At 46.7% G+C, this 26,098-nt stretch carries 22 protein-coding genes, 1 other RNA gene and 1 pseudogene; 7 read left to right on the forward strand and 17 right to left on the reverse strand.

The genetic code is table 11. The annotated features are described in order from the left end of the window. Together AC3A8L_RS07390 and bioD are read left to right on the forward strand one after the other, a co-directional pair. Positions 1 to 233 (forward strand): annotated as a pseudogene (locus AC3A8L_RS07390) (hypothetical protein); the annotation flags it as partial. 211 nt (positions 234 to 444) lie between these two features. Further along, the gene (gene bioD, locus AC3A8L_RS07395; protein WP_487961595.1) at positions 445 to 1,143 is read left to right on the forward strand and encodes a dethiobiotin synthase; all 699 of its coding nucleotides are present in this window, start codon (positions 445 to 447) and stop codon (positions 1,141 to 1,143) included. A gap of 12 nt (positions 1,144 to 1,155) precedes the next feature. Here bioD and AC3A8L_RS07400 read toward each other — a convergent pair whose 3' ends face one another. The 5 genes from AC3A8L_RS07400 to AC3A8L_RS07420 form a co-directional block, all read right to left on the reverse strand. Next, positions 1,156 to 2,592, reverse strand: coding sequence for an undecaprenyl-phosphate glucose phosphotransferase (locus tag AC3A8L_RS07400; protein WP_487961596.1), 1,437 nt, complete (start codon positions 2,590 to 2,592; stop codon positions 1,156 to 1,158). Positions 2,593 to 2,773: 181 nt separating this feature from the next. Then, complete coding sequence (locus tag AC3A8L_RS07405) at positions 2,774 to 2,956, reverse strand: hypothetical protein (RefSeq protein WP_487961597.1); 183 nt, start codon at positions 2,954 to 2,956, stop codon at positions 2,774 to 2,776. A 267-nt stretch (positions 2,957 to 3,223) separates the two neighbouring features. Then, positions 3,224 to 4,573: a PEP-CTERM-box response regulator transcription factor gene (gene prsR, locus AC3A8L_RS07410; RefSeq protein WP_487961598.1), complete on the reverse strand. Its 1,350-nt coding sequence runs from the start codon at positions 4,571 to 4,573 to the stop codon at positions 3,224 to 3,226. Between the two features lie 31 nt (positions 4,574 to 4,604). Then, a complete protein-coding gene (gene prsK / locus AC3A8L_RS07415) occupies positions 4,605 to 6,656 on the reverse strand; it encodes an XrtA/PEP-CTERM system histidine kinase PrsK (protein ID WP_487961599.1) in 2,052 nt (683 codons plus the stop codon). A gap of 83 nt (positions 6,657 to 6,739) precedes the next feature. Then, positions 6,740 to 8,812, reverse strand: coding sequence for a DUF1631 family protein (locus AC3A8L_RS07420; protein WP_487961600.1), 2,073 nt, complete (start codon positions 8,810 to 8,812; stop codon positions 6,740 to 6,742). Between the two features lie 958 nt (positions 8,813 to 9,770). On the opposite strand from AC3A8L_RS07420, the gene AC3A8L_RS07425 reads away from it, so the two are divergent. Further along, positions 9,771 to 9,995: a DUF3820 family protein gene (locus AC3A8L_RS07425; RefSeq protein ID WP_487961601.1), complete on the forward strand. Its 225-nt coding sequence runs from the start codon at positions 9,771 to 9,773 to the stop codon at positions 9,993 to 9,995. A gap of 3 nt (positions 9,996 to 9,998) precedes the next feature. On the opposite strand, the gene AC3A8L_RS07430 is transcribed toward AC3A8L_RS07425, so the two are convergent. Further along, positions 9,999 to 11,417 carry an OmpA family protein gene (locus AC3A8L_RS07430; RefSeq protein WP_487961602.1) on the reverse strand — a complete coding sequence of 473 codons (1,419 nt, stop codon included), beginning with the start codon at positions 11,415 to 11,417 and terminating at the stop codon, positions 9,999 to 10,001. A gap of 963 nt (positions 11,418 to 12,380) precedes the next feature. Between AC3A8L_RS07430 and AC3A8L_RS07435 the strand changes: the two genes are divergently transcribed. Beyond that, positions 12,381 to 12,527 carry a hypothetical protein gene (locus AC3A8L_RS07435; RefSeq protein WP_487961603.1) on the forward strand — a complete coding sequence of 49 codons (147 nt, stop codon included), beginning with the start codon at positions 12,381 to 12,383 and terminating at the stop codon, positions 12,525 to 12,527. Here AC3A8L_RS07435 and AC3A8L_RS07440 read toward each other — a convergent pair. From AC3A8L_RS07440 to AC3A8L_RS07460, 5 genes are all read right to left on the reverse strand, one after another. Next, the gene (locus AC3A8L_RS07440) at positions 12,508 to 13,086 is read right to left on the reverse strand and encodes a 5-formyltetrahydrofolate cyclo-ligase (protein ID WP_487961604.1); all 579 of its coding nucleotides are present in this window, start codon (positions 13,084 to 13,086) and stop codon (positions 12,508 to 12,510) included. The genes AC3A8L_RS07435 and AC3A8L_RS07440 overlap by 20 nt on opposite strands. 16 nt (positions 13,087 to 13,102) lie before the next feature. Next, positions 13,103 to 13,275, reverse strand: a non-coding RNA gene (ssrS, locus tag AC3A8L_RS07445) — 6S RNA. A gap of 377 nt (positions 13,276 to 13,652) precedes the next feature. Beyond that, positions 13,653 to 13,985, reverse strand: a complete 333-nt coding sequence (locus AC3A8L_RS07450; protein ID WP_487961605.1) for a hypothetical protein — start codon at positions 13,983 to 13,985, stop codon at positions 13,653 to 13,655. A 111-nt stretch (positions 13,986 to 14,096) separates the two neighbouring features. Next, positions 14,097 to 15,359 carry a glycerate kinase type-2 family protein gene (locus tag AC3A8L_RS07455; RefSeq protein ID WP_487961606.1) on the reverse strand — a complete coding sequence of 421 codons (1,263 nt, stop codon included), beginning with the start codon at positions 15,357 to 15,359 and terminating at the stop codon, positions 14,097 to 14,099. Between the two features lie 79 nt (positions 15,360 to 15,438). Continuing rightward, positions 15,439 to 16,194 carry an alpha/beta fold hydrolase gene (locus AC3A8L_RS07460; protein ID WP_487961607.1) on the reverse strand — a complete coding sequence of 252 codons (756 nt, stop codon included), beginning with the start codon at positions 16,192 to 16,194 and terminating at the stop codon, positions 15,439 to 15,441. A 537-nt stretch (positions 16,195 to 16,731) separates the two neighbouring features. Between AC3A8L_RS07460 and AC3A8L_RS07465 the strand changes: the two genes are divergently transcribed. Both AC3A8L_RS07465 and AC3A8L_RS07470 read left to right on the forward strand, forming a co-directional pair. Continuing rightward, positions 16,732 to 18,465: a NirA family protein gene (locus tag AC3A8L_RS07465; protein WP_487961608.1), complete on the forward strand. Its 1,734-nt coding sequence runs from the start codon at positions 16,732 to 16,734 to the stop codon at positions 18,463 to 18,465. Positions 18,466 to 18,567: 102 nt separating this feature from the next. Continuing rightward, positions 18,568 to 20,325, forward strand: a complete 1,758-nt coding sequence (locus tag AC3A8L_RS07470; protein ID WP_487961609.1) for a diflavin oxidoreductase — start codon at positions 18,568 to 18,570, stop codon at positions 20,323 to 20,325. Positions 20,326 to 20,560: 235 nt separating this feature from the next. Here AC3A8L_RS07470 and rdgB read toward each other — a convergent pair whose 3' ends face one another. The 5 genes from rdgB to pyrC form a co-directional block, all read right to left on the reverse strand. Beyond that, positions 20,561 to 21,160, reverse strand: a complete 600-nt coding sequence (gene rdgB, locus AC3A8L_RS07475; RefSeq protein WP_487961610.1) for an RdgB/HAM1 family non-canonical purine NTP pyrophosphatase — start codon at positions 21,158 to 21,160, stop codon at positions 20,561 to 20,563. A 6-nt stretch (positions 21,161 to 21,166) separates the two neighbouring features. Continuing rightward, a complete protein-coding gene (locus AC3A8L_RS07480) occupies positions 21,167 to 21,619 on the reverse strand; it encodes a DUF4426 domain-containing protein (RefSeq protein ID WP_487961611.1) in 453 nt (150 codons plus the stop codon). A 136-nt stretch (positions 21,620 to 21,755) separates the two neighbouring features. Next, positions 21,756 to 22,847, reverse strand: coding sequence for a tRNA (uridine(54)-C5)-methyltransferase TrmA (trmA, locus tag AC3A8L_RS07485; protein WP_487961612.1), 1,092 nt, complete (start codon positions 22,845 to 22,847; stop codon positions 21,756 to 21,758). A 93-nt stretch (positions 22,848 to 22,940) separates the two neighbouring features. After that, entirely contained in the window at positions 22,941 to 23,609 is a 669-nt protein-coding gene (gene rnt, locus AC3A8L_RS07490) for a ribonuclease T (RefSeq protein ID WP_487961613.1), read from the reverse strand. A gap of 33 nt (positions 23,610 to 23,642) precedes the next feature. After that, complete coding sequence (gene pyrC / locus AC3A8L_RS07495) at positions 23,643 to 24,674, reverse strand: dihydroorotase (RefSeq protein WP_487961614.1); 1,032 nt, start codon at positions 24,672 to 24,674, stop codon at positions 23,643 to 23,645. Between the two features lie 196 nt (positions 24,675 to 24,870). Between pyrC and AC3A8L_RS07500 the strand changes: the two genes are divergently transcribed. Further along, complete coding sequence (locus tag AC3A8L_RS07500) at positions 24,871 to 25,788, forward strand: flagellar protein MotY (protein WP_487961615.1); 918 nt, start codon at positions 24,871 to 24,873, stop codon at positions 25,786 to 25,788. A 26-nt stretch (positions 25,789 to 25,814) separates the two neighbouring features. Here the strand turns inward: AC3A8L_RS07500 and AC3A8L_RS07505 are convergent. Beyond that, on the reverse strand, positions 25,815 to 26,098 hold a 284-nt coding region (locus AC3A8L_RS07505), incomplete at its 5' end, for a hypothetical protein (RefSeq protein WP_487961616.1).

A 26,098-nucleotide genomic window follows, 5' to 3' on the forward strand; every position in this document is an offset into this window, starting at 1 on the left:
ATACTGTGGTTTTCGAGCAAAAGCTTGAAGTGCTCAATTACCCCTCGTTGATACCTTTGTTGCAGGCGCTAAAGGGTATTGGTGCTCACAATAGTCATGCGCAGGCACCGGCGGGGTTGATGACGCGCTCGAAATTTCAAATTTTGAAAAATGCCTACCCTTTAGAGACTTCAGGCGATTCAACATCGATAGCCGCGTCTTATGACACTTTCTATATTGAATTAACAAAATAAGTGACTATTCAGGCATGCACAAATAGGCCGGCAAACTGATAATTTACTGAGCCGCTCAAGCCATCCGTGGGCGCTACGCAAGCGTTCCTGACGCTTAAGTGCCCAGAAAATAATCAATTCGCCTTTTGGGTGAGTATTATTTCGAGTCCACCTGAATAGTTACCAAAATAATAGCCTTCTTTCTTATTGGGCATCATGGTGATTTAAACATATGGCAAAACCACTTTTTATTGCGGGTACTGATACCGATGTCGGGAAAACGCTGATTGCTGCTGGCCTATTGAAGGCGTTTGCCGATAAGGGGCTGACAACCTGTGCGCTAAAGCCTGTTGCGGCGGGTTGTACGCTTCAAGGTGAGACCCTTTGTAATACAGATGCATTACTACTGCAGGAAGTGGCAACGGTTAAGTTGCCTTACAGTCAGGTTAATCCTGTGGCTTTGGTCGAGCCGTGCGCCCCGCATATTGCTGCGAGTCTCGAAGGGCGAAGGTTGCAGGTGGCTCGCTTAGAGGGTTTTTGCCGTGGTGTTTTAATGCAGCGTGCGAAGGTTTGCGTTATTGAGGGTGCCGGTGGTTGGCGGGTTCCTTTAAATGATCGTGAGATGATGAGCGATTTGGTTAAGGCGTTAAATGCCCCCGTTGTTCTTGTGGTGGGAATGCGTTTGGGGTGTTTGAATCACGCGTTGCTAACAGCTGAGGCTATAGCGCGTGATGGCGTACCGTTGGTGGGGTGGGTGGCTAATTGCATTGATGCTGAGATGCCGCACCTGAACGAAAATGTAGAGACGCTAAAGCGGATGATGCCGGCACCGTGTTTGGGGGTTGTACCGCACTTGGGTGTTGGGTTTTCACCGGATGAAGGCGTTAGTCAGGTAGCCAATACGCTAGAACTTCCGGCGTTAGCTACCTAGCTTTTTGGGGTTTTAGTAGGCGTTGCCGGCTTTGGAGATGAGTCGCATGGGCGTTGCAATTAAAATTTTCATATCCAACATGGGGGACCAGTTCGATATGTACGCAAGGTCGTATTCAACGCGCTTTTCCATGTCCTCGATGGTTTCGGTTTCGCCTCGGCAGCCGTTAATCTGGGCTAACCCTGTGATGCCCGGTTTAATACGGTGGCGAGCCAGGTAAGCGTTAACCTTGTCGGAATAGTAAACGTTATGTGACTCCGCGTGCGGTCTTGGTCCAACAAGCGACATGCTGCCGTTGAGTACATTAAATAGCTGCGGCAGTTCATCAAGGCTGGTGCGGCGAATAAATGCCCCGACGGCAGTTATTCGGCTGTCGTTACGCTTGGCTTGCTCTACGACTGATTTTGCTTCGTGTTGATACATGCTACGAAACTTAAATACGTGGAATTTGGAGCCGTCCCAGCCATCGCGCACCTGCTTAAATACAATAGGGCCCGGTGAGCTGATTCTTACAGCAATCGCCAGCGAGATGAGTAGCGGGGATAGTGCGATGATGGCGGCAAGCGAGATGCTTTTATCCATGAGCGCCTTCATGAATGCAGGTCCACCGGCTCTAAGTGGCGTTTCATTAAGGTTTATTAAGGGAACACCGCCTGCCTCTCGCACGCTGTGGTTCAGCAGGTGTAGAGCAAAGATGTCCGGCGCCCAGATTAGATCAATATTGTGTTCGAAGAGTTTATCTTGCAGTGCAGTGATTCTGTGGCTGTCGGCCAAGGGGAGTGCCATATAAATGCGGCGAATACCGTACTGCGAGATAATTGCGTCTAAATCACTTTCCATGCCGAGCATTGGAATCACTTGTTGCCCCCAAAGTTCTCGCTCTTTATCGGCATTGCCGATTACACCGATAACTTTGTCATTGAGCCAAATATTGTTACTGATTGATGTTGCAAGATGGGCGGCCATGTCGCCGGTGCCAATAATAAGTGCGGGAATTCGCGCACGATATTTGGCGCGATAGAGTATATGCAGTCGATGGGTGGCGTAGAGTGTAATGACTTGCGCAACATAGGCAATAAAAGCCCAGTAAACAACAACTTGTCTAGAGTAGGCTTCAGAGGTTTTTGTTAAAAAGGCAAGCCAGGCAAGTATGATAATGACACTGCCCCAGGCGCGCGCTAAGTGCTGCATCCCCCCAAGAAGGCTGCCAAAGCGGCGAAATACACCCAGCATGTTATAGATAATGGTCATTAAGAGTAGTGCAAATACCAGCATGACGCGGTAGTGCTCGCCTACAGCGCCGTCCCGCCATAGCGCAAGCCCAACAAGTGTTCCACTGACGATCAGTAAGTTAAGTGCGTGCTGTATCCACTGAGCCAGTGTGTCGTGGTTTTGCAGTAGGCGCTTGGAGCGTTTGGCGTGAAGTGATTTGGGTGACGCAGAATTCATGATGTCAGGCGCGGCCTAGAAAGTGAATTGATTAAGTATAACAGCCGACTATGGGCGATGCACTGGTGGTTTTGTTGGGTATCGGCTAGCTGGCGAGCAAAAAAAAGCGCTCAATGTGAGCGCTTTTTACTGTTGATTAGTGCGTGGGTAACGCTTCAACAGTCCTCTTTGTTTACTTTTTTTATATGTTGCCTTTACTGCGAGCGCCTAAAACAAGTAGGCCAATGCCGCACAGTGTTAAATAAAGGGGCTCATTCAATCCATTGGTTCCAATCATGGGAAGCATGGTATCGGCGATTGTTGTTTGTGCAAACAAGGCTGCAACAATGGCGATTTTGCTTAAAAATAAAATTCGGCCTTTCATGGGAAATCTCCTAACTACGATGACCTTTTGGGTCTCTGTTTACCTTAATTTAGCGGGTTCGCTAATTGATATCTTCCTTAATGCATTACCCGTGCCAGCTTTGGCTTGTTACCTCTGGTGACGTTTTTATTATTGTAAGTTATTGTTTTTTATAGCTTTATTTTATTTCTTGTAGGTGGTGTTACCTTCCCTAGCGCATTGTTGTTACATTGTTGTTACATTGTTGTATATTTTACCGACACGAGAATTGCGTGTCGGTGTTTGTTGTTAGTTAACTACAATATTATATTTTTTCATTAGGTCGTATAGGGTTGGGCGAGTTACCCCCAATAATTTAGATGCAGCGGAAATATTACTTTCTGTCATACCTAAAGCGCGAATGATGGCTGATTTTTCAGCTTGATGGCGAACCTGTCGCAAATTCAAAAAAGTACTTTCATTGCTATGCAGGCCGAGGTCGTCGGGTGTAACGAGCTTATCGTCACACATGACTAACGCGCGTTTTATACGGTTTTCCATTTCCCGAATATTGCCTGGCCAATCATAGCTGTCAATTGTGTCGACAGCTTCTGGGGTGAAGCCCGAAATATTGCTGCCGTTCTGTTTGTTGTACATTTTTAGGAAGTGCCGTGCGAGTAGGAGTTTATCGCCATGGCGCTCGCGGAGTGGGGGAATGTGAATTTCCATTTCGCAAATACGATAATATAAATCTTCGCGAAATGTTCCCTCTTTGGTCATTTCCAATAAGTTTTTATTGGTGGCGCAAACCACGCGAACATCAATGGGGATCTCTTCGCGGCCACCAACACGCTCTATGACGCGTTCTTGCAAGAAACGCAATAGTTTTGCTTGCAGTACTAGCGGCATGTCACCAATCTCATCGAGGAAGAGTGTGCCTTCTTGTGCCATTTCCACTTTCCCTTGAGTGCGTTTAGCTGCACCGGTGAAAGCCCCTTTTTCATAACCGAATAGCTCGGCTTCCATGAGGTTTTCGGGGACAGCTGCACAGTTAATGGCGACTAAGCGTTTTTTGTTTCGCGGGCTTAGCCTGTGCAGGGCTTTTGTGAGTACTTCCTTGCCTGTGCCGCTTTCACCTGTGAGTGTGCAGGTGACATTGGATGGGGCTAGTTTCTCTATCATGCGGCAGACTTTTAGCATGGAAGGGTCGCCTGCAATAACGTCCTGCAGTGGGCCTTGACGAGTTTCTTCTTCGGCGCGGTGCCGCTGCTCTAATTGGTAGATGTGAAAGGCGCGTTGCAGGATCAAATCTAAAGTTTCGGCGTTGACGGGTTTCTGGTAAAAATCGTAGGCCCCCATAGCGACGGCCCGAACAGCGTTTTCGTAATCGGCATTACCGGTCATCACGATAATTTTTGCTTCAGGATGCAAGCTACTAATTTCACGAATACAGTGAAAACCTTCTTCCACGCCTTCGTGGTCTGGTGGTAGGCCAAGGTCTTGCAGGATGACGGCAGGCTCATTGAGGCGTACAGCGGTGATGGCTTCATCCCTGTTGCCCGCAACAAATACATCATATTGGTCAAAGTGCCAGCGGAGTTGGCTTTGGAGGCCTTTGTCGTCTTCAATAATAAGAAGTTTGGGTTTTTCCGTTGTCATGATGTGTGCCCGATGGTGTCTGTCAGAAAGGTTATTTTTGTTGTAATAAAGGGAGGCTAATTGTGAATGTCGTCCCTACATTGATTTGACTGCTAACGGTGATGGTGCCGCCAAGGTGGTCAATATAGTCCTTAGCTTGGTAAACGCCGATCCCCATCCCTTTGCCTGTTTTTGTGGTTTCAAAGGGTTTAAATAGGCTGTGCCGAATAAAGTATTCATCCATTCCTTTGCCGTTATCGTCAATTTTAATGTGCACATGCGATTCCGTTCGTTCTATGTGGATGTCCACAAAGCCACTGGCTTTAGTGGCGTCTTGAGCATTTTGTATTAGGTGGGTGAATATCATACAGAGAGTGTCGGGTGCGGCCAGTAACTTTAGGTTGTCCGCATCGAGGCGCAGGCTGGGGATGGGGGATGTTCGGCTGCAGCGGCTTACGGCTTCTATTATTACAGGCTTTAAATCAATACTGCGTGAAGCTTCGGGCTCTGAGCGTTGTAGCTTTTGCAGTAATACATTTAATCGGTCCACTGAACCGCTGATAGTGCTAAATGCATCTTCAATGAACGCCGGGTTGTCTTTGTGTTTTTCGGCATTTTCAATCAGTAAAGATTGTTGTGCGATAAGGTTTTTGAGGTCGTGCATGACGAATGCGGATAATTTATTGAATGTCTCAAATTGCTTGGCTTCGCTAAGTGCTTCAGATTTTCGGTGGCCCTCGATGTAGCTCGCAATTTGGCGTCCGGTAATTTTAAGGAGATCTAGATCTTCCCAGTTGAAGCTGGTGTGTATTTTGGGTTCGTTAAGAATGACGAAGCCTGTGAGTTTTGTTTCATAGATTAGTGGCATTACTAGCCAGACGTTATCAATTAAGCGAATCCAGTCTGGTAGGGTCTCGCTGAACTTGTCAAAGAGGGTGTTGGTTGGGGGAAGGCGCGGGAAAAATACCCATTCAGACTCTTTGAGTGCGCGGGCAAAGGGTGAGTTCAGGGGTTCGATTTGGTCATGCGCTACATTACATTCTTGGCTGAAGGCGAGTGTAAATGTATCGCCTTTAGGAAGGAGAAGCGCGCCGCCAGGGCTTTTGAAAATGGACATGACTGTGTGCAGTGCGATGCCAAAAGCTTCTTGGCTATTGGCTGGTTTTGACAGTCCGTCAATCAGTTTGAGCCACTCTGTTCGGTAATCATATTTATGGCTGAACAAGTGCTTGTTGATAAGCACGTTCAGTACGCTGCGAAAGCCAGTCGAGGTTAGAAGCACTACAACGGCGATGATGGCTGCAGCAACAACGAGTAAATACATGGCTTCGCCGAAGCCGCCGCCAAAGCGCCTGATGTAAAGGCTAGCGAAAGCGAAGACGGTAATAATTGCGGCGCTCAAACTAAAGAGGCAAATGTAAAGAATTGCTGGGCGTGAAAGCGACAGTCGTGCGTGCGGCTCCACGGATTCCTTGCGGAGCGTTAGTGCGCCGATGAGGAGTATTAGGCTGGCTGTTAGGGTGATAGTTGCGCGCGTGCCGCTTAAGGTGTCATGGCTAATGATGCCTGTGATAACCGTAATTGAGTGGTATGCGTTGTAGGCAAATATTACGCCCAGTGCCACGCAAATTAATTTGAGTAGGCGGATGTTACTTGAACTGCAGTAAAGACGATTAATGAAAAGCAAGCCCAGCATCGATATGGCTAGTGTAGGCACGTTAAATATTAAGCTATTGTTATGGTGGCTAAGGTGCTCTAACCAGAATTGTCCCAGGATAAAGGCGGCGCCTAGGGGGAGGAAGTAGCGAGTAAATAGTCTAGGTAGCGTTTTGCTGCAGTGTTGTTGCATGGATTGAATTAGTGCCCAAAGCCAGAATATCTGCTGGGCACTATCGGTCAGTTGTACTGTGTGAAATCCATTATCTGTTGGGTAGGCTAGGGTATAGCATGCGCATGCTAGCCAAGCCGATTGCATTAATGCGGCGACAGCAAAAACGGGCCGTAATGCGCGTGTACGGAGCTGTGTGGAAAACGCAAAAATTAAAGCAATTGAAAATACGGTTGCGCCTAAATAGGCAATAAAGGTCGCGCTGTCATATGTCATGTTGTAGTAATACTCTGACTGCTGATAGTGCTTGGTGGTGCAATATCAGCGGTATGATCAATCCTAGTCGGCACTCAGTGTAATTATTTACGCTTTAAGTGATTAAGTGCACGATTCATTAGTCGATCAAATAGAGGTCCGCGCTGCATGATTTTCACACGACCGCTTTGTAAGTCAAGTGCGATGTTTTTGCGGGATCGCGTGAGTTTTTTCATACCTAAGCGATTGACGAATAAAAAAGCATCGGCAGAGTTGTTGCTGGCAAGCTTGCAGGTAAGGGTGGTGCCTTCATCGCTATATTGAATCCAGGTGCCCACTTCAAGGTTTTTGGCGGCGTCAAAGTGCTGCTGCTCAAGGGCTGTGATGTTATGTTGCTGGCGTTGAATGGCTGTGTGTTGGGTATGAGATACGGGGCTTCTTTCTGTTTCTTCTTGAGTGGCCTGAATAACTTTGCTGCTGAGGCTCAGGCATTGTTCTTCGCTCATGTGTAGTGAAGAAAGGCCTACAATCAAGCGAGATGCTATTGTTGATAGTATTGTTTTTGCTCTAGCAATTGAGCGCTCGTCGGTGTGTTGTTGGTCTAACCAGAGTAGGTCGTTGAGTGTTTGTCCGTGAGTTAGCCATTCCGGGCCTTGCCCTTCTTTAAGGAATGTTAAGACAAGTACTTGCTGCCAGTATTCATTGATGAATTGCTGGGTGTGTCGGTTGAGGCGTAAATTGCTGGTGTAATGTTGCATGCAATCGATGGCGGCGTTTTTGGCATTTTCGAAGCGCGCGCGCCCTTCCTCGGCCTGTCGAGTGCGCTGCTCGATGATGTCGGCACGATTGTTTTCTTGATCATTTAATAGTTCAAGCGCCTCCAGCTCGGAGGCAAAAATATCTTCGTTGAGATCGAATAGTTTGTTTATACGCTTTACGCTATTCAGCATTTTTGTGTAGAGTGGGTCATCCTCGGGGTTGTCGAGGTTGTCAATTGTCTGCGCCATCTCTGTGAGTCGGTTTAAAAACTTTCGAACAGTATGGTTGGTCTCAAGGAAAAAACTTTCGTTACGCAAAGCGACTTTTAATACGGGGATTTGCAATCTGCAAACAAGAGCTTGAGTGATGACGGTCAGTTCGCCGTCATCTAGCAATTCGTCAAAAAAGGCGCCCACAAGTTGGATAATATCTTCGTGATAGGGGTTGAGTGCGTTGGGCGCATCACTGATTTCTGTTTCTAAGGCGCGACTAACGTAGTCGCCCACTTGGTTCTTAAGTGGAAATTTTGCGAGATCTACGGCGTTAAATTGCTGTTTGGTAAGTGCTGTGCCGAGTATAGGTAGGGGGACGACGGGGCCTGGGTTAAAAGAAAAGCGATAGTGCAGGCTGGCGTCGTTGGCCGCCTGGTGGCGCGCGTTGGCCAGAATTTGCCGAAGCGAATGAAGTGGCAGAGCAAATTGACTGGGCGCTGTTGCGGCAGGTATTGGATCGTCCAGTGATGTTCTTATGTCTGTCAGTTTGGGTAGAGAGTGGCGGTGTTTTGCTGATGGCGAGTCGCGAAATAGACCTTCGGAGACTAAAAATTCATTACATTGAGATAATAGTGGAGAAAGTTGACGGAGTAGGTGCTTTTCAAGCTGTTTGAATAATATAACAGCCGTTTTGCCGTTCAGCTTTGGGATTGTGTTTGCGAAATTATGCGCGAGCCATTCAGGGGAGAAGGGGACCTGACTTACGGGGAGTAGCTCTAGTGGTGAAAGCTGGGTTAGCCTACGCGCCAGCAAAACAAGGTCGTCATGGTATAGGTTGCTGATATTGTTAATGACGGTTTCACAGGCTAATGCACGGTCAAGTTCATCGCTTGATAGCAGGTCTAGGTTTTCTTGCTCTCCTTCAGGGGGGAGCTTGCCTTGGCTTAGTAGGGCGGCCTGCTGTTTAATATTCTGTAGAAATTGTGTGATGGAGTCTTGTCTTGTTATGCGTAATTCGCGCATGGCATCAAAATAGAAGGCAGCTTCAGAGTTACTGCTCGCACGCTTAGATAAGTCATACAGGAGGTTGTCTGTTGACGAGAAAAAGTGCTCTAGTAAGCGCTCCACATCATCACAAGCGATTTTCGCGAGTGATGACCATGCGGGATGGTGTTGTGTTTTAAGTGCGCTAAGCGTTGATTGCATGGTAGATCCGTACAAAGTAAGACTGGCTGCAGGCTAAAGCAGGGCGCTGTTCACTGCAATACTAAATTGGTTTTTAAGCTAAGGCTACGCTTTAACTACGCGTTTGGTTTAAATAGCTTTGTACCCAACACATCAAAGGAATAGTACTGTTGTGTCTCCAATGCAATAAAAAGCAAGAATTGTACCGTGAAAGACAATTCTTATATAGAGGGCTGTAAACCCCACTGTTTCAGGGCTGTTGAGCGCTTTCAGTTGAGGGTGGGGGCGGGCAGGCGAGAGAAAAGATCAGTTTTTCAGGCCAGTGTGTTTAAGAACTCGACATGTTTGTGTTGTTATTAATGAAGCCTAGTGAGGTTTGCGGGCGCTATAAGTTTTCGAGGGCTGAAGATGTCGGTTTGTGGTGGCAGTTCGTTTATCTCGTGGGGCATCGCTATGTTCATAGTTTCGCTATTGCTGCTTTAATCCTTTATAGCTTAATGGGGTGTGGCCGACTTTTTTGTGGCCTGCAGTATTTACCTTAGGGACGAGGCAATAATAGTTTATCCAATTAGGTGAAGAGATCGACTTTCTTATCGAGGCGCTTAAAGGGGCGCATGCCGGGGCATGTAACGCTTTGAGCAACGAAGGTAGGGGAGTCGATATCAAGTATTAGTGGATGAAATATTGTTTCCTCGTCCCTTATTCATATCATGGTCATTTTGTTGTGTATCAGTCCTCGCTTTCTGTTAGCGATTATAGGGCTGTAAGCAATGCCGATTGCTTGACATTTAATTTTTTCGATTTGGCGGGGTTGGCTGCACTTGTTACCATCGCTATCGCATTATTTTTGTATATTTTTGTTGAGCGCCCATTTAGGAAAATTAGGCGTTGATTTTGAGCGGAGTGGTGGCGTATTGATGTACGCTGAGCTTTTGGCTAATTAATCTGTTGATGTTTTATTGAGCGCGGTTCTAGGGGCATGTTTGAAGAGAAGCATTTGATCGCCATGGCAAACCAAACGATGCCTTATGGTAAGTACGCCGGTCGGGTATTGATCGATGTTCCAGAAGATTACTTGCTGTGGATGGCGGGAAAGGGGTTTCCTGAGGGGCAACTAGGGCAATTGCTTGCCCTAGTATTGGAGGTTAAAACGCATGGTCAGGAGCACGTCCTTAATCCGCTTCGTGGTATGCGCCTAGAATAACTATTAAAGCGGTGGGCGTAATACCAAGTCTATTCGACGGTTGCGGGCACGGCCTTCTTTGGTTTCGTTATTGGCGATTGGGCGGGTTTCACCGTAGCCAATGGCATCAATTTGTGTGCTGGCATCAATATTTGCACGCAAGTATTCCTTAACAGATTCGGCGCGAGCAAAGGAGAGATTGAGGTTCGCACTGTCGCCACCAAAGGCATCGGTGTGGCCTTCAATCAGTAAGCTGAAGCCGGGGTAGAGTGCAGCGGCTTTTTTCAGTTTTTGAAGCAGTGAAAAATTCTTTGAGTTAATCTGCGAATTCCCTGGGTTAAAGGTGAGTCCGACGGCTCGAATTAAGATGTTGCGTCCCTCTGTCATCACGACAGCTTCGTCGCGGGTAAATAGCTCGCTAACTTGGCGCAAGCTTTCTTTTTGCGCTTCCTGCTCGGCTATTCGTACTGACTGTATTCCCATGCGTTTTTCGAGTGTTGATATGTCGCTTTCGAGTTGGGTTAATTCTTTCTTGCGCTCTCCGAGTTCGTAGGCATCTGCGCGTAAGCTTTCAATATTTTGTACGAGTGATGTTGCAACGACATCAAAACCTTGGTCGAAGCCTGCAACCATATCCAGTGCACTTGCAATGTTGATGAGTGGTTTTTCAAGGTCAAGTAGAAACTCTTCTGTGGTGAGTTTTCCGCGGTCTAGTTGCTTGACTATTTCGGCTAAATATAAGGAGTGCTTTGCCTCGTATCGCGCTTGTTTGGCGAGCGAGCGAGGATAGTCTACATCGTACCGGTTTTCGGCCAGCTCTTTCTCGGCACTCGTCAGCAATGCTTCAGCATTAAGAAGTGTTTTGGGGGCGTGGCGATCGACCTTCTCCTTGCGTGCTTGTTTGATAGTATTTCTGGCCTCATCAAGATAGCTACTTTGAATCGATGAAAGTTCTGCGGCGCGATATAGTTTTTCGGCATCAATAGCTTTGCTTTTAGCGCGTTTAAGGTTCCCGTCTTCTAACTTGGTAGCTGCAAATAGCAAAGCTTCCTCACCTTTCTGCCAAAGATCGCCGGCCAGTCGCTGCGCATCTACACCTTTGGCGTCGTTGCGGGCCTTTAGGGTGGCAGCAAAGGTCAGTCGTGCCAGTTCTGCATTTTTGGCAGCTAATATAAGTGCTTCAGTTGCGCGGTTTAACTCTTTAGTTATCCTGCTGCTTTCCTTTTGTCTGGCATACAGTACTTCGGCTTTTTGGTAGTGCTCTGAGCCTGAGGCGTAGCCTTTTGGAGCTAGAATGTTTGCCTGAGCGGCATTAGCATTATTAAGCGCTTGGGATGCCTCTTTGAAAAGTGCAGTTTTATTGGTGTCGGCTAAAGCTTTAGGTGTAAGGCTGATGATCAGGCTTACACACAAGCTAATAAGTGTAATGTGGAAAGATCGCATTATGATCCTCTTGTTTCATTGTTGGATGTTATTAGGGGGCTAGCGGGGGTAATTCTCGGTGAGAGCTGACTCTACAGTAAAGCGGGTTTGCTCACAAATGAAGATTGTTTCACGCGAGAGATGGCCGACTTGTGCCGGTGATATGATCAAGGCGGGGTTTACGGTAAGGAATTCTTTATAAACAACCCCTAAGAACTATTGACAGATATTAAGTCAATAGCCTGAATTGCGTTAAGACATTTTTTTGTCGTTACAAGTGGGGTTTTGAAAGTGCGTAGGTGACACTTTGATAGCGGAAGTTGTAATGCTTTCCACAAAAGCTGTGGATAACATGGTGGATAGTATTGTTTAATGGGCGTGAAACCCCTGATTTTCCTCACCCAACAGCACTTTGGTTAAAAAATGAACGATTTAGAAAAAGTATTTTATATCAGTGGGTTACATTTCCCTGTAGGGGTTTGTAAATAATTTTCGGTATTTCTATTGACTTTACTTCTAATTCTGACGCAGTGATTTTTTATGTGTATAAAAAATCACTGCCCTATAATTGCTTGCTCGCTATTGGGATTCATTTGTCGTTGTTGGCTCGTCACTAAATTGACACTTAGTTGAAATCGCTATAATTGGAGGCTGTCTATTGGCGTTTTTCATCTAACGTTATGCGTTGAGAGGGCGGTTATAGCTAAAGCGTGAGCACTTCTGGGTAAGGGCCGAGGAAAAAATACTTTATCCAATAATACTTGCCTCCTGCTTCCTCAGCAGCGTTGCTCAAAGCGTTACATACCCCGGTATGCGCCCCTTCAAGCGCCTTGCTGAGAAAGCAGGATCCTTCGTCTAATTGGACAAGCTATTATTGCCTCGCCCCTAAAGATTGCGATGTGATACAACTATTTGGAATTTGTTATTGTTAATAAAGCGATAAGTGGTATAACGACTGCTTAATTTGGGTGGGTAGAACTGTATATGCGTCTTGATACACTGACTGTAGCTGTTGTGATATTTGTTTTGGGTTTACTTTTGAGTAGCCTGAGTTTGTCAGATGTTTTTGGGGGGGCTGAAGCTGAAGCGCCAGCGCCGCACCAACAAGGCTTTACATTAGAGGCCGATTAATAACTGTTGTCACTTGATTGTCTGTAAAAACACCATCCAGCTTAATATCCCACCAGTGTGTCGTAAGTTCTTGGTGTCTTTGTAGTTCGTGGGCTACACCCCAAATAATATTTTTCCTTCCGCGCTTTATATTGCAGAGCGTGCGATCGTAGTAACCTCCTCCCATTCCTAATCTATTGCCTTTATTATCAAAAGCCACCAGCGGGCAGAGTATTAAATCTAATTGGTTTACTGAAATGGCGCGAGCTTCTGCCGGCTCGAGTAATCCGAAATGATTCTTTATTAATTTTGTACTTTTTTGAAATTGATAAAATTTCAATTTAGGTCCGCTCAGTACTGGTAGGTAGCAGTCCTTGTTTTGCTTTAGCGCGAGTTTAATTAAGGGGGCTAGACTGATCTCGCCATTAGCGGCCAGATAAAAGCTAATCGTTTGGCTTTTGCGGAACGAGGGGTGTCGTGCAACTTTTATGGCTAAATGAATGGCCGCCTGTTGTTGTTGTGCTTTACTGAGTGTTGCGCGGGAGCTTTTGAGGTTTTTTCGAATGCGGGTGTTTGACATAGTTCGGTGTGTAAATAAAAAATCTGAGAGCAACTGGAAACTTTTGCCTTGAACCCGATGGTTCAGGTGGGAGAACACTGATACACATTAGGCTTTCCGTCAAGCGGACGTGCACACAATGTAAGCTAGCGAGCTCCTTGTCTACGTTTATCGGCTCAGGGAATTACTCCCAGCTACCCTCAGACTTTCAATTATAACATGTACTCTGATACCCGAAACATTTTTATTGTTTAGATCTTAGAAGTTTGCGCGACACGAGGGGAGAAAGTAAAAAATAAAAAAGACCCGGCGATCGGGGGAGCGCCGGGCCAGGACCATTAGGAGTGAAACATCAAGGAAAAATCCTCAATCGAGCGCTCAACAAACTACGCACATTGTTAATTGCTCTGCCTGCGCTCCAACACACTTGGGGGAATGTGCAGCGCCGGTATTACTTAGTATTGTTCATAGGGGTAAAAGTTCCAGTCAGTTTTTGGCGTTTGTTAAATCTATTTGTGTCTAAAATAATGAGTATCCTTGGTATCTGTTATATCAAGCTTTATTTGTGACTTTTATATAACCGTTGGTTAGGTCTCGCGGGTTAATAGGTTTGATACCAGAGGAAGTTGATTGCGGAGCTGGTCTGCGGTACTGGTGCGCAGTGCCCATTGGTCTAACTGTGAATGTATGCTGCGCAGTTTTGCTTGAATGTTGCGCGCACCCGTTGAAATAGCTTCGTAGCTTAAATAGTGATCTTCCACGCTGAGTTTCGCGAGTTCTCTGAGTTCGATATGGAAGATGCTAATAATGTCGTAGAGCGTATCTTTACGTTCTGTGTCGGAGCTTTCCCAGTAGGCATTGTCCAGTGTTGTTAAAAACTCTTCTAAAAGATGAGTGACTTCGGCTATTGAGGTTTGCATTGTTTTCTCCTCATATAAATGTTGAATGATGAATCGGTCACTTCTCAGTATAGACCTGAGAGTGGGTGGCGAGCATTTATGTGAGGTTAAGTGCTTGAGGTGTGATTCGGTCTAAAGGATTAATATTGCACGAAAATCATTGACGTTGGTGCGTGTAGGGTTGGTGATGATGAGTTTGTCGAGGTGTTTGAAAAAGGTATAGCCGTCATTGTTGGCCAAAAAATCACCACTGCTTAGATTCAGTTCTTTCGCTTGTTGGTAGGTGTTGGGGGCGAAGCTGGCGCCAGCGTTGTCCTCTGTGCCATCTATTCCATCGGTATCACAGGCGAGGGCGTAAATGTTGGGGTGGCCGGCGAGTACATGAAAGAGCGACAACAGAAATTCGGCATTGCGGCCTCCGCGTCCATTGCCTTTCACGGTTACGGTGGTTTCGCCTCCCGATAGAATAACGCAAGGTTTTGGGCGTGGTTTGTTGTGGTCAGCTGTAAACCGCGCAATACCCGCAAAGACCTTAGCGACTTCGCTTGACTCACCTTCGATACAGTCCCCCAGAACTAATGGCTCTATGTCGTGTTGGCGTGCAACCGAGGCGGCTGCCTCTAGGGCATCAATAGGTGTGGCTATGATCTGGTAGTGGAGGTTTTGGTTTAGCTCTTCTCTTTTCGGTGTTTCGTTTTCTGGATTGGCTAGCCACTGCTGGATGTTGTCAGGAGTATCGATTGAGTACTTTGTCAGAATAGCTTGGGCTTGTTGAAGTGTTGTTGGATCTGCAACGGTAGGGCCCGATGCGATGACGTCAGGACTGTCGTTAGGGACGTCAGAGATTGCATATGTAATCACTTTACGGTTGCCGCAACGTGTGGCCAATCTACCGCCTTTTATGGCTGAAAGGTGTTTCCTTACGCAGTTAATCTCGTCGATATTCGCACCACACCGGAGCAGCGATTTGGTGACTGCTTGTTTTTGCTGCAGGGTGATGCCGGGTGCAGGCAAGCTTAGAAGTGATGATCCACCTCCTGATAGCAGGCAAAATATTTGTTCGTCTTCGGCGGCGGAATCAATGAGAGCGAGCGTCTCTTCTGCGGCTAGCGTGCCTTGCGCGTCGGGCACTGGGTGTGATGCTTCGATAACCTTGATGTGTTTGCAGTCTGCGCCGTGTTCGTAGCGAGTAACCACCAGGCCTCTAATTGGCCCCTGCCAATGCTCTTCGAACGCTTGAGCCATGGCGGCAGCGCCTTTGCCTGCGCCGATGATAAGCGCTTTGCCTGTGCGATCTTTGGGTAGGTATTTGTGTAATGTTTGACTGGGGTGGCTGGCGGCAACGGCAGCGTTGAATAAGTCGAGTAAAAAATCATTGGCTGAAGAGGGCGTCATGGGGATTCCTTATCGTGTTTTAACTTATCGTGTTTTAAACAGCGCGATGCGAATTCAATGCCAGCCAGTTGTATTAGGGCTATTTAGATGCTGCTTCAGCGAAAGGCTCGTTTTCAAGTATCTGTAGCCACAGCTTTTCCCAAGTATTCCAGTTGTGTTTGCCTTCTATTACATGGACTTGGCTTTCGGGTAAGCATTTAGCCAGTAGTTGGTGGGCTTTTATGAATTTATCGTCATCTCCTGTTGCGAGAATGATTTTCGGGTGTTGATTCATGCAGTGCTTTTGAATCAGCGGGATCCAGACTGCTCGAGCTAGTTCGTCATTACCTTGATAATTCTGAGCCCACAGCGAAAGTGAAGGTGCTGATGTGATATCTCGAATGAGTGCTTTTTCACCAAGGTAGGGCGCTATAGTTATTATTCCGGCGATATCATTAGGGTACTCGGCTGCGTAGAGTAGGCTGCCAAGCCCGCCGAGGCTTGTCCCCATTAGCCATATTTCATTGTAACCTTGCCGTTGCGCAGGGGTGATAATGTCTTGCTTCAGTCGCGTCGTAAGCGTGCGTTCTTTGAAATAGCCGAAATGTGTCTCAGCGGTAATGACATCTATATGAGGGTAGTCAGTTTGCAGGTCATTAATGAAGCCGTTACTGGCAAAATCGCTCGCGCTGTTTCCTATTCCGGGCATCATCACCATTAGTGTTTTGGAGTTGGCAGCTGCTGGGTATGGTTCAGTTGCAAGGGGTGTTTTCCCTTTTGGTGTGAATAAGCTGCAACCACTATAAAGTCCGGTCAGTATTAGTAATGCAGTGATTCTTGCGGAAAGTGGCATCATGAGAGTTCTCCGTGTTTGTGTGTTGTGGCAGCAGGGTGCCCCAATATAGGGAGTGCCACTTCGATGTGTCGACTAAAAGAGTTGGCTTTAATGTCTTTGATTGTACCTTTATGAATCATGGTGGTGCGATCTGTTGGTTTTCAAGGTTCTTATACCTAGATGCAGCCAAAGCCTGGGTTGTCTGAGTAAGTCTTTTAGCTTTTTTTGGTTAAAGTGTAATATTTTTGTGCCTTTGATATTATTTTGTCTGTCTGTGGTGCATAACTGCATTGTCAGCGTAATTATTCTTCATGATAGTGCAAGGTAACTCTAAGCTTTAGTATTGCAGTTATTGCGCTAAAACCCTTGTTTTCTATGAGGGGTAGCCAGTATAGGATCCTCTATTGCCTCACTTTCTTTCGTTGGCCTCTATCTTGCTAGTATGGCGTATAGCACAGTTATTTTGTGCAATTACAAAATACCTCCATTGTATTAAATGGCGGGGTTAAAGGCTTTTAAGCTTCAGCTTAAGAGCGTCTCAACTTGATAGTGGTAACAATGATCGCAACTGACAAGCCTCAATCTAAGGGTTTTACACCCGAGCAGCAGGAGTACCTAACAGAGGTGCTCACAAAGCTAAATCTTCATCGTGCCTTTCAAGGTGCCGGTACAAAAGAAGAGCCTGAGGCTCTATTTGGCACGCCGTTGGAGGACTTGTGTAAAGAGGAGCTTGCAAAGCATAAGACACATCCTCTCGATCTGTGGGATAAAATTGTTCAGCTGAATGATCAGAACAAAATAGCTGAGGGTATTGATCAGTTCATGTTTCGACATTTTGGTATATTTAATGTTGAGCCGAATAGCCCTGGTTATATGTGTCGCTTACGCATCCCTTCTTGCAAAATGCGCGGCGACCAATTGATGATGCTGGGTGATTTGTCTGAAGATGTTGCCAGTGGTTATGCCCATGTAACAACGCGAGGCAATTTTCAGCTGCGTGAAATCGCTCCTGATCGTGTCCTGGATTTATTTACCGGCCTTTATGATATGGGGCTGAGCTGTAAGGGGTCGGGTGCGGATAGCGCCCGAAATATTACCGCTTCGCCAACGGCTGGTTTTGATGTGTCAGAAGTTACCGACTTGCATCAACACGGTATTAAGCTCAGCCATATTATTTTAAATAACCGTGATTTAAACGGGTTGCCCCGCAAGTTTAATATATCGTTTGATAATGCAGGGACTATTTCTTGCGTTAGCGATACAAACGATATTGGTTTTGTCGCGGTTACCGTGAAAGAGAACCCAGTGGCTGTAGTGCCGGGTATTTATTGTCGAATACTACTTGGCGGTATTACCGGGCACTACGACTTTGCTCGCGATACCGGTATTGTTTGCAAGCCTGAGGACTCCCCCGAAATTGCTGAAGCTATGTTGCGTGTTTATATCGAGCATGCAGACCGTACTAACCGTAAAAAAGCGCGGTTAAAGTATGTGCTTGATGAGCATGGCTTCGACTGGTTTATCGAGAAAACACAAGAAAAGCTAGATGCTTTTGGCAATGGTGTTCAGATGATGCGTTTAAGCCAAGAGTATGATGCTCCTCGGGCTGAAATTAAACGTCAAGCGCACATCGGCGTTCACCCACAAAAACAAGAGGGTTTTAATTATGTGGGTATAGCATTGGAAGTCGGCAAAATGATGCCGGATCAAATGCGAGCCATTGGTAAAATTGCACAAAAATATGGTCAGAATGATATTCGTTTAACGGTATGGCAGAATTTATTAATCCCCCATATTGCTGATGCTGACATTGATGCCGTTGTTGCTGAAATAGAAGCAATGGGCCTAAGCATTAACGCATCCTCTTTTGCTGCTGGCGCTATAGCATGTACGGGCAAGTGGGCTTGTAAATTTGGCGGGGCTTATACCAAAAAAGACGCGACTCATTTGGTTAAACATCTAGAAAAGAAATTCACATTGGATCAGCCCATCAATATTCATTTAACCGGGTGCCACCATACCTGTGCGCAGCATTATATTGGCGATATCGGCATGATTGGTGCCGCTACGGCTGATGGTCGTGAAGGCTACAATATTGTACTTGGTGGTGGTACCGATACTGACGTTGGACTGGCCAAAGATTTTTGTGGCCCGATAGCGGCTGAAGATATTAATGCGCTTGTTGAAAATATGATTGAGCAATATTTAGGCCTGCGGGACGGCAATGAATCATTTTTGAGTTTTACCCGGCGCCATGATATTGAGCAGCTGAAGTCTGTTTTTCTTAAGTAGTCGCGATTAAACGCATCTTAGATATTAAGTGCAAAAGCACTTATTGAAATTTATTAGCGGCACTGTAAGGCGCTGCAAAAGTTTGAATGACAGGTTAATAACATGAGTGAAGATACTAAAAGCGTCATTGATCAGCTAGCTGCCGCCATAGGCACAACACACAAACAAGCCCCGGCTGCTTTTCTTGATGAAACGGCGCCATTTGAAGCGGAACAGCGCAATTGGTTAAACGGATTGTTAACGGGTCTCAATGCGATTGCTTCAGCTTCGCAGGGTGATGCGCAGGAAGTTCCTGGTACACCCTTGAATGTCTTTTATGGCTCGCAATCAGGTAATGCTGAAGCCTTGAGTAAAGATTTGCGTAAATTCGCTAAAGCGCAAGGTTTCGAAGCGAATGTGAGCGAGTTGGATGGCGTTGATCCTGCCGATTTAGCGACCATGAAGCATGTGTTGATCGTCTGCTCTACTTTTGGTGAAGGCGAGCCACCGGATAATGCTAAATCCTTTTACGACGCAGTTATGACCGGAGCGATAGACAGCTTACCCTCTTCGCTTAATTTCAGTGTTTGTGGCTTGGGTGATTCAAGCTATGTCCATTTTAATAAGTGCGCACAAGATCTCGATTTAAAGCTGGCAGAGCTTGGAGCAACACGCGTACATGATTTTGTATCCTGTGACGTTGCTTTTGAAGATGACTATGCTGACTGGAAAAAAGCGACATTTGAAAGTGAAGCTTTTGTGAGTGCTGCGGGTGCTGTTTCTGGTGCTGCAGAGCCCGAAGAGGCCGGTCCTAAATTTGATAAAAATAGTCCTTTCTTGGCGACCTTAATGGTTGCTGAGAATTTAAGTGGCCAGAAGTCGGCTAAGCGCGTTAATCACATTGAAATATCTTTGGCTGGCGGTACTGAAGAGCTTGATTACGCTGTGGGTGATGCCTTGGGTGTATGGCCGACTAATTGCGCAACAGAAGTGCAAGCGCTTCTTGAAGTTACCGGTTTGAGTGGCCGTGAGAGCATAAAGCTTAAGGCTGGGCCAGCGTCTTTGCGTGCAGCGTTATTAACAAAATTAGATATTGCCACCGTTAATGCTAAAACATTAGAAACTTGGGGTGTTGAATCCGGCGAGGGTGATGAGCAGGTAATCGACTTATTGAAATCAACCGGTAAAGCGATTGACGCGCAAACCCTTGTGGATGGCTTGCGCTTATTGCAGCCTCGTTTATATTCCATTGCTTCTAGCCCCAAAGCACATCCAGGAGAGGTCCATTTAACGGTAGGCGAAGTGCATTACGCATTGAATGGCAGTGCACGTAAAGGCGTAGCGTCTACCTTTTTGGGCGAGCGTTTGAGTGTGGGTGGGACGATGGGCGTGTATTTACAGCGTTCGGCACATTTTCATATTCCCGCCAATGATGAAGCACCGTTAATTATGATTGGGCCTGGTACCGGCATTGCGCCATTCCGTGCTTTTTTAGAAGAGCGTGAGGCTCGATCTGCAGCGGGTAAGAATTGGTTATTCTTTGGTGATCAGCATGAAGCTGAAGACTTTTTGTACCGTGATCAAATTAGTGCTTGGCAGTCATCTGGCCTGTTAAATAATCTAAGTTTGGCGTGGTCTCGTGATACGGCAGAAAAGATCTACGTGCAAACGCTCATTAAAAAGCAAGGTGCAGAGTTCTTCGCTTGGCTTGAAGAAGGCGGTTACATTTACATTTGTGGCGATGCATCGCGAATGGCATCTGATGTTGATAAAGCATTACGTGAGGTCATTGCAGAGCAAGGTGGCTTGGATGATGTGGCGACACAAGCTTATATGGATAAGTTAGTAGCAGAGCATCGTTATCAGCGTGACGTTTATTAGTTTGTAACTATTTAGGTGGGTTCAAAAGCGGGTTAAGTTCCAAGTGATGCTCACCCAAAGGCGAATTGCTTTCTGGGCCGCTCAAACGTCAGCAGCGCTTGATCGGCCCAGAAAAATGATCAGTTTTAAGGCCTATATTTGCATGACTAAATAGTTACATTAGATTTTAATAACGTCACCCATAAAAAAGCCCAAGTCTAAAAGCTTGGGCTTTTTTATGGGCGACGATTTCTCTTTATCGCTTCGATTTTTTCAGTGCATCCGTCAAAAGCTGCAGAGCTTTCCCGCGGTGGCTAATGGTATTTTTTACGGTTTTCTCTAATTGTGCAGCGGCCATGTTATGGCTAGGTACCCAAAAAATAGGATCGTAGCCGAAGCCTCCATCGCCTATGGGCACGCTCAATATTTCGCCCTCCCAGCTACCTTGAAAAATCAGGGGGGTTGGGTCTTCGGCGTGTTGCATAAACACGAGTACACATTGGTAGCGAGCGGTGCGTTGAGCTTTTGGGGTATCTTTTAGTGCTTTTAACAGCGCTAAATTATTGTTGGTGTCGTTAGCGTCACTGCCAGCATAGCGGGCCGAGTAAATGCCGGGTGCACCGTTAAGGGCGTCTACCTCTATGCCTGAGTCGTCCGATAGTGAGGGGAGTCCGCTTACTTTACAGGCGTTACGGGCTTTGATAATGGCGTTCTCTACAAAGCTTAATCCGTCCTCAATGGCTTCGGGTACGTTGTACTCACTTTGGGCTTTTACGTCGAAGCCTAGGTCGCCTAATAAATCATTGAATTCACGGAGTTTGCCGGCATTGCCGCTGGCTAGAACGAGTGTTTGCATAGTGACTTATTCCACGTAAAGTTTGCGGGTGAATTTAAGAGTGAACGGCTCGGTATTTTTTGGCGTAATGGTAATGACGAAGTTAAAAACTTCTTCATTGGTAATACGCAATACGCCAATGCTATAAACGGCGTGGGGTTCTTTGATTGTTTTAAAGGTGAGCGTCTTTTTTTGCTGCATAAGGTTTTGAGCGTAACCTTCAAGCTTGGCATCGATAGATTGCCCGGTTTTGTCTTGAACCGTGATATTCAGCAGCGTTTGGTTTTTGGCGCGCACAAGGCCGTAATTGGCGGCGATGTCAGGCAATAAAAATGTGCTGTTGAAGGCGCTGTAGTGAACGGTATAGTCGCCAAAAACAGCTGTGCTGTCTTGGTTTAATTCTCCGGCAAAAACGTTAAAAGAAAAGGCGCTTGTGGCTAACGACAAGCTCATTGTTATCAGTAGAAAAAAACGTTTCATTGTGGATGTCCTCATTCAAAAAATACGTGTTTAATCTCGAAAAATATTAGGTCGAGGCGATAATCGTCTATCCAATTTAGTTGAATATAAGGGTGTCGAATTAAGTATTAGTCGATAACTTTGCGTTTCTATTTCCTTATTTCTTTTGCAGTATTACGCCACATTCGCGATGGTGGGTGAATGGGAATTGATCGAATAAGGCAAAATCCGAAAGGGTATGAGTCTTAGAAAGCGACTTTAAATTGTCGTGGAGCGTGTCTGGGTTGCAAGAGATATATACGATACAGTTAAAGCGCTGGATGAGTGCAAGCGTACCGTCGTCCAGGCCGGCTCGCGGTGGGTCTACCAATACGGTAGAGAAATTATAGCTGTTCAAGTCTAAGTGTTCTAAGCGTCTGAAAGCGCGGGCGCCTTCAAGAGCTTGGGTGAATTCTTCGCTGGATAAGCGTGCAAATTCAATATTGTGAATGTCGTTGTGTGCCATATTACGTTTGGCTGAATCGACACTGCTTTTGGCTATTTCGGTCGCGAGTACGCGTTCAAAATTTTGCGATAGTGGTAGCGTGAAGTTGCCATTTCCGCAGTAAAGCTCAAGTAAGTCGCCACCGTTATTCTGGGTGTTTTGATAGGTCCAGCTCAGCATGTCGGCACAAATACTGGCATTGGGCTGGGTGAAGCTGGCTTCTATATGTTCATATTTAAAGGTTCGGCCACAAACATCAAGCGCTTCTGTTACCCAGTTTCTGGTGAGGATACGTTTTTGTTTACGTGCGCGGCCCATCACTTGGCAGTTTAAGGTGGCTGCGAGTTTTTCGGCGTCAGTCTGCCACTCATCACAAAGACTTTTGTGGTAAATCAAAGTGATAAGGCAGTCGCCAGTGGTAGTGGATAAAAATTCGCATTGAAAAAGTTTGCGGCGTAACAATTCGTTATTGTTGAGTTCGGCCAGTAGCGTTGGCATCAGTGCGTTGATAGTGTCGCTTGCGGCAGGGAAGTCATTAATTATATAGGTTTGCTTCGGTGTGCCAGGCTTGAACATTGCGTAATCGCAGCGGCCATCGGAGTGCCATATTTTAAATTCTGCCCGCATGCGGTAATGCTGCGCAGGCGAGGGGAATACTTTGAGTTCGGGCGGCGAAAACTCAGCAAACTGGGCGCGTGTTTGCTGTTCTTTTTCGTTGAGTTGGCTGGCGTAAGCTGGGTCGGAATAATCGGTAATTTCGGTCATTGAGCGGATCGCGATAAAAGGCTTCCCTTGCGCCCCAATCTGATGACGCGAGCTGAACAAGGGAAGCTTAAATGAATAAGGTGTCGCTTAGGATTAATCGAGTGTAAATGGATTGAAATCATCGCGAATAATGGGCCAGCCGCCGAGTTCTTGCCATTTGTTGACAATCATGCAGAACAGTTCAGCTGTTTTTTGTGCGTCGTAGGCGGCGCTGTGGGCTTCACGGTTCGAAAAGTCAATGCCGGCAATTTGGCATGTTTTTGCCAATACAGTATGACCAAAGGCGAGACCAGACAACGTGGCGGTATCGAAACAGGAGAACGGATGAAACGGGTTGCGTTTTGCGTCGCAACGTTCGGCCGCTGCATGCACGAAGCCTAAGTCAAAGTGAGCGTTGTGGCCCACCAATATGGCGCGCTTGCAGTCGTATTGTTTGATTTTTTTACGGATGGCTGAAAATACATCGGCCATCGCTTTCTCTTCGGACACTGCGCCGCGAAGTGCGCAATCGATTTTAATGCCGGTAAAGTCCAAAGCCGACTGTTCAACGTTAGCTCCCTCAAAAGGTTCAACGTTGAACTCGATGGTTGCGCCTGGGGTAATTATGCCGTCATCGTCCATCTCTAGCATGACCGCGGCTATTTCGAGCAGAGCGTCGGTTCTTGAGTTAAATCCGCCTGTTTCTACGTCAATAATAACAGGTAGATAACCGCGAAAGCGGGATGCGAATAGCGTAGTTTCGTTGGCTTCAGTGTCACTCACCGAGAATCCTTAGCTTGAATTGATTGAATCGATTTAGGCTTGTAATGCCCAGTTTAATGTTTGTCCTGCCAGTAAAGGCGTTAGGCTACTGCTGCCTAAACTTAGCTTCGCTGGCTGTTGCCACGGTTTTCTAACCAAGGTTACGGTGTGGCTGTTGCGCGGTAATCCGTAAAAATCGGGTCCAAAGTGGCTGGCAAAACCTTCTAGCTTATCGAGGGCGTTAGCATCTTCAAAGGCTTGCGCATAAAAGGCGAGTGCAGCGCTGGCAGTATAGGCGCCGGCACAGCCGCAGGCGGCTTCTTTTTTATCGGTTGTATGCGGCGCAGAATCCGTACCTAAGAAGAATTTTGGGCTTCCGCTGGTAGCCGCTTTAATCAGTGCTTGTTGGTGTTCGCCGCGCTTTAGAATGGGCAGGCAATAATAGTGTGGGCGAATACCGCCTGCGAGCATGTGATTGCGGTTAAATAATAGGTGATGTGCGGTAATAGTTGCTGCAACATTACTGTTTTGTGCGCTCACAAAGTCCACTGCGTTTGCGGTAGTGATGTGCTCTAGAACAACATCTAGCCCGCTAATGCTTTGTAGGAGTGGCGCTAGAGTGCGTTCTATGAATATGGCTTCGCGGTCGAAGATATCAATATGGCTATCCGTGACTTCACCGTGAACCAGTAGCTTTAGGCCGACTTCAGCCATGGCGGCTAAAACAGGGTATAACTTTTGAATGTCGGTAACACCAGAATCGGAATTTGTTGTTGCGCCAGCGGGGTAAAGCTTACACGCTACAACGCCTGCGGCTTTAGCGGCCTTAATGTCGTCGATTGTGGTGTTATCTGTTAAATAAAGAACCATTAAAGGCTCGAATTGCTTACCGGCAGGAACCTGTGCTTTGATACGTGCTTTGTAGGCCAGTGCTTGTTCCGCATTCATGACGGGCGGGACGAGGTTAGGCATGATGATCGCGCGAGCAAATTGTTGCGCGGCATCGCCGACGGTGCGTTCCAGGGCGTCGCCATCGCGTAAATGGATGTGCCAGTCGTCAGGTGCGGTAAGGGTTATCGATTGCATAAATAAGGACAAACTCGTATGGCTAGCCGCCAATGCGAAAGCAAGGCGAAACAACGGTTAAAGAGGGCTACGCTTAAGGTAAGGCTCGTTAACGGGCTTAAATTAATGGAAAGAAGCGCATGCTACCGCAAATCTACTTTAAAGCACAGGCGATACTCGCCGATAACCTGACATGAAGATACTTGTAGGTGAATTTATGCAGTGGGTTGTAGGAAGGGTTCTATTTGGGCTGGCAGCACTAATATTGGCTGTAGGTGCAGTGCTATCGCCAAAGGTTGCCGCATTCAGTTATACCAATGGCATAGAAGAAAGCAGTTGGCGCTTTGATGGCTCTGTCTTTGAATGTAGCTTAACGCATGCCGTACCTTTTTACGGTGAAGCGGTGTTTAAAACACGCGCAGGAGAGGCGGCGAATTTTAAGCTGGTGCCTTTGGCGCAGCGTTTACAAACAGGGCAAGCGTCTTTGGTGCTACAGCCTCCTGCTTGGCGACATAATCTTCGGCCTATTGATTTAGGTTATGTGCCAGTAACGCGCGGAGAGGAGCCCGTTGTTTTGGGTGATGTATTGGCGGAGCGCTTGTTGGCCGAGCTTAATACGGGTTACGAAATGGAGCTGACCCGTGCACCTTGGTATGGCGCAGAACAATCCAGTCGTGTACATGTAAGCCCGATAGGTTTTCGCGATGCCTATCGACGTTATTTAGGCTGCCTTGGGGATTTGCTGCCCGCAAACTTTGATCAAATACGACGTACGGCTATTTATTTTGGCACCGCATTGTTTGAGCCTTTACCGCCAAATCAGCGTCGTAAGTTGGACAATATCGTACGCTATTGCGAGGCCGATCCATCAGTGACCGAGTTTTACATTGACGGCCATACGGATAGCGTTGATACGCGCGCAAATAACTACGTGTTGTCGGAGAACCGCGCGAAGGAAGTGACCAAGTATTTGGTGAGTAAAGGGTTACCTGAAGAGCGTATTAAAGTGCGCTGGCACGGGGAGCGTTATCCTACTGCGCATAACAATAGTGTTGAAGGGCGGGCGAAAAATAGACGTGTGACGATTCGCTTAGAGCGCGACCCTGCTCTTATGCCGCAGGCGTTAAAGATGTAAGTTGAGGGCTTGAGTTGATTGAGCCCTTACGATGCCAAAATGGCGTTAATCAGCACATAGGTGAAACCGTTAATGCCTACTAGCAAACCAAGAGCGCAAACTCGGTTGTAGATCAGTTTTCTTGAGGATGTTGCCGCACGAGGAAATGTGCGTTCCCATTGTGCATCCAATGCGTTGACTCTCGAATGCAGGGAGTTTGGGTTTGCTTCAAAATCTTGGTTGCCATCGTAAACAAGCATAACTTTTCCTTTGTAGGGGGCGAGGCAATAATAGTTTATCCAATTAGGCGAAGAGATCGACTTTCTTATCG

This window comes from Marinagarivorans sp., from assembly GCF_982758155.1.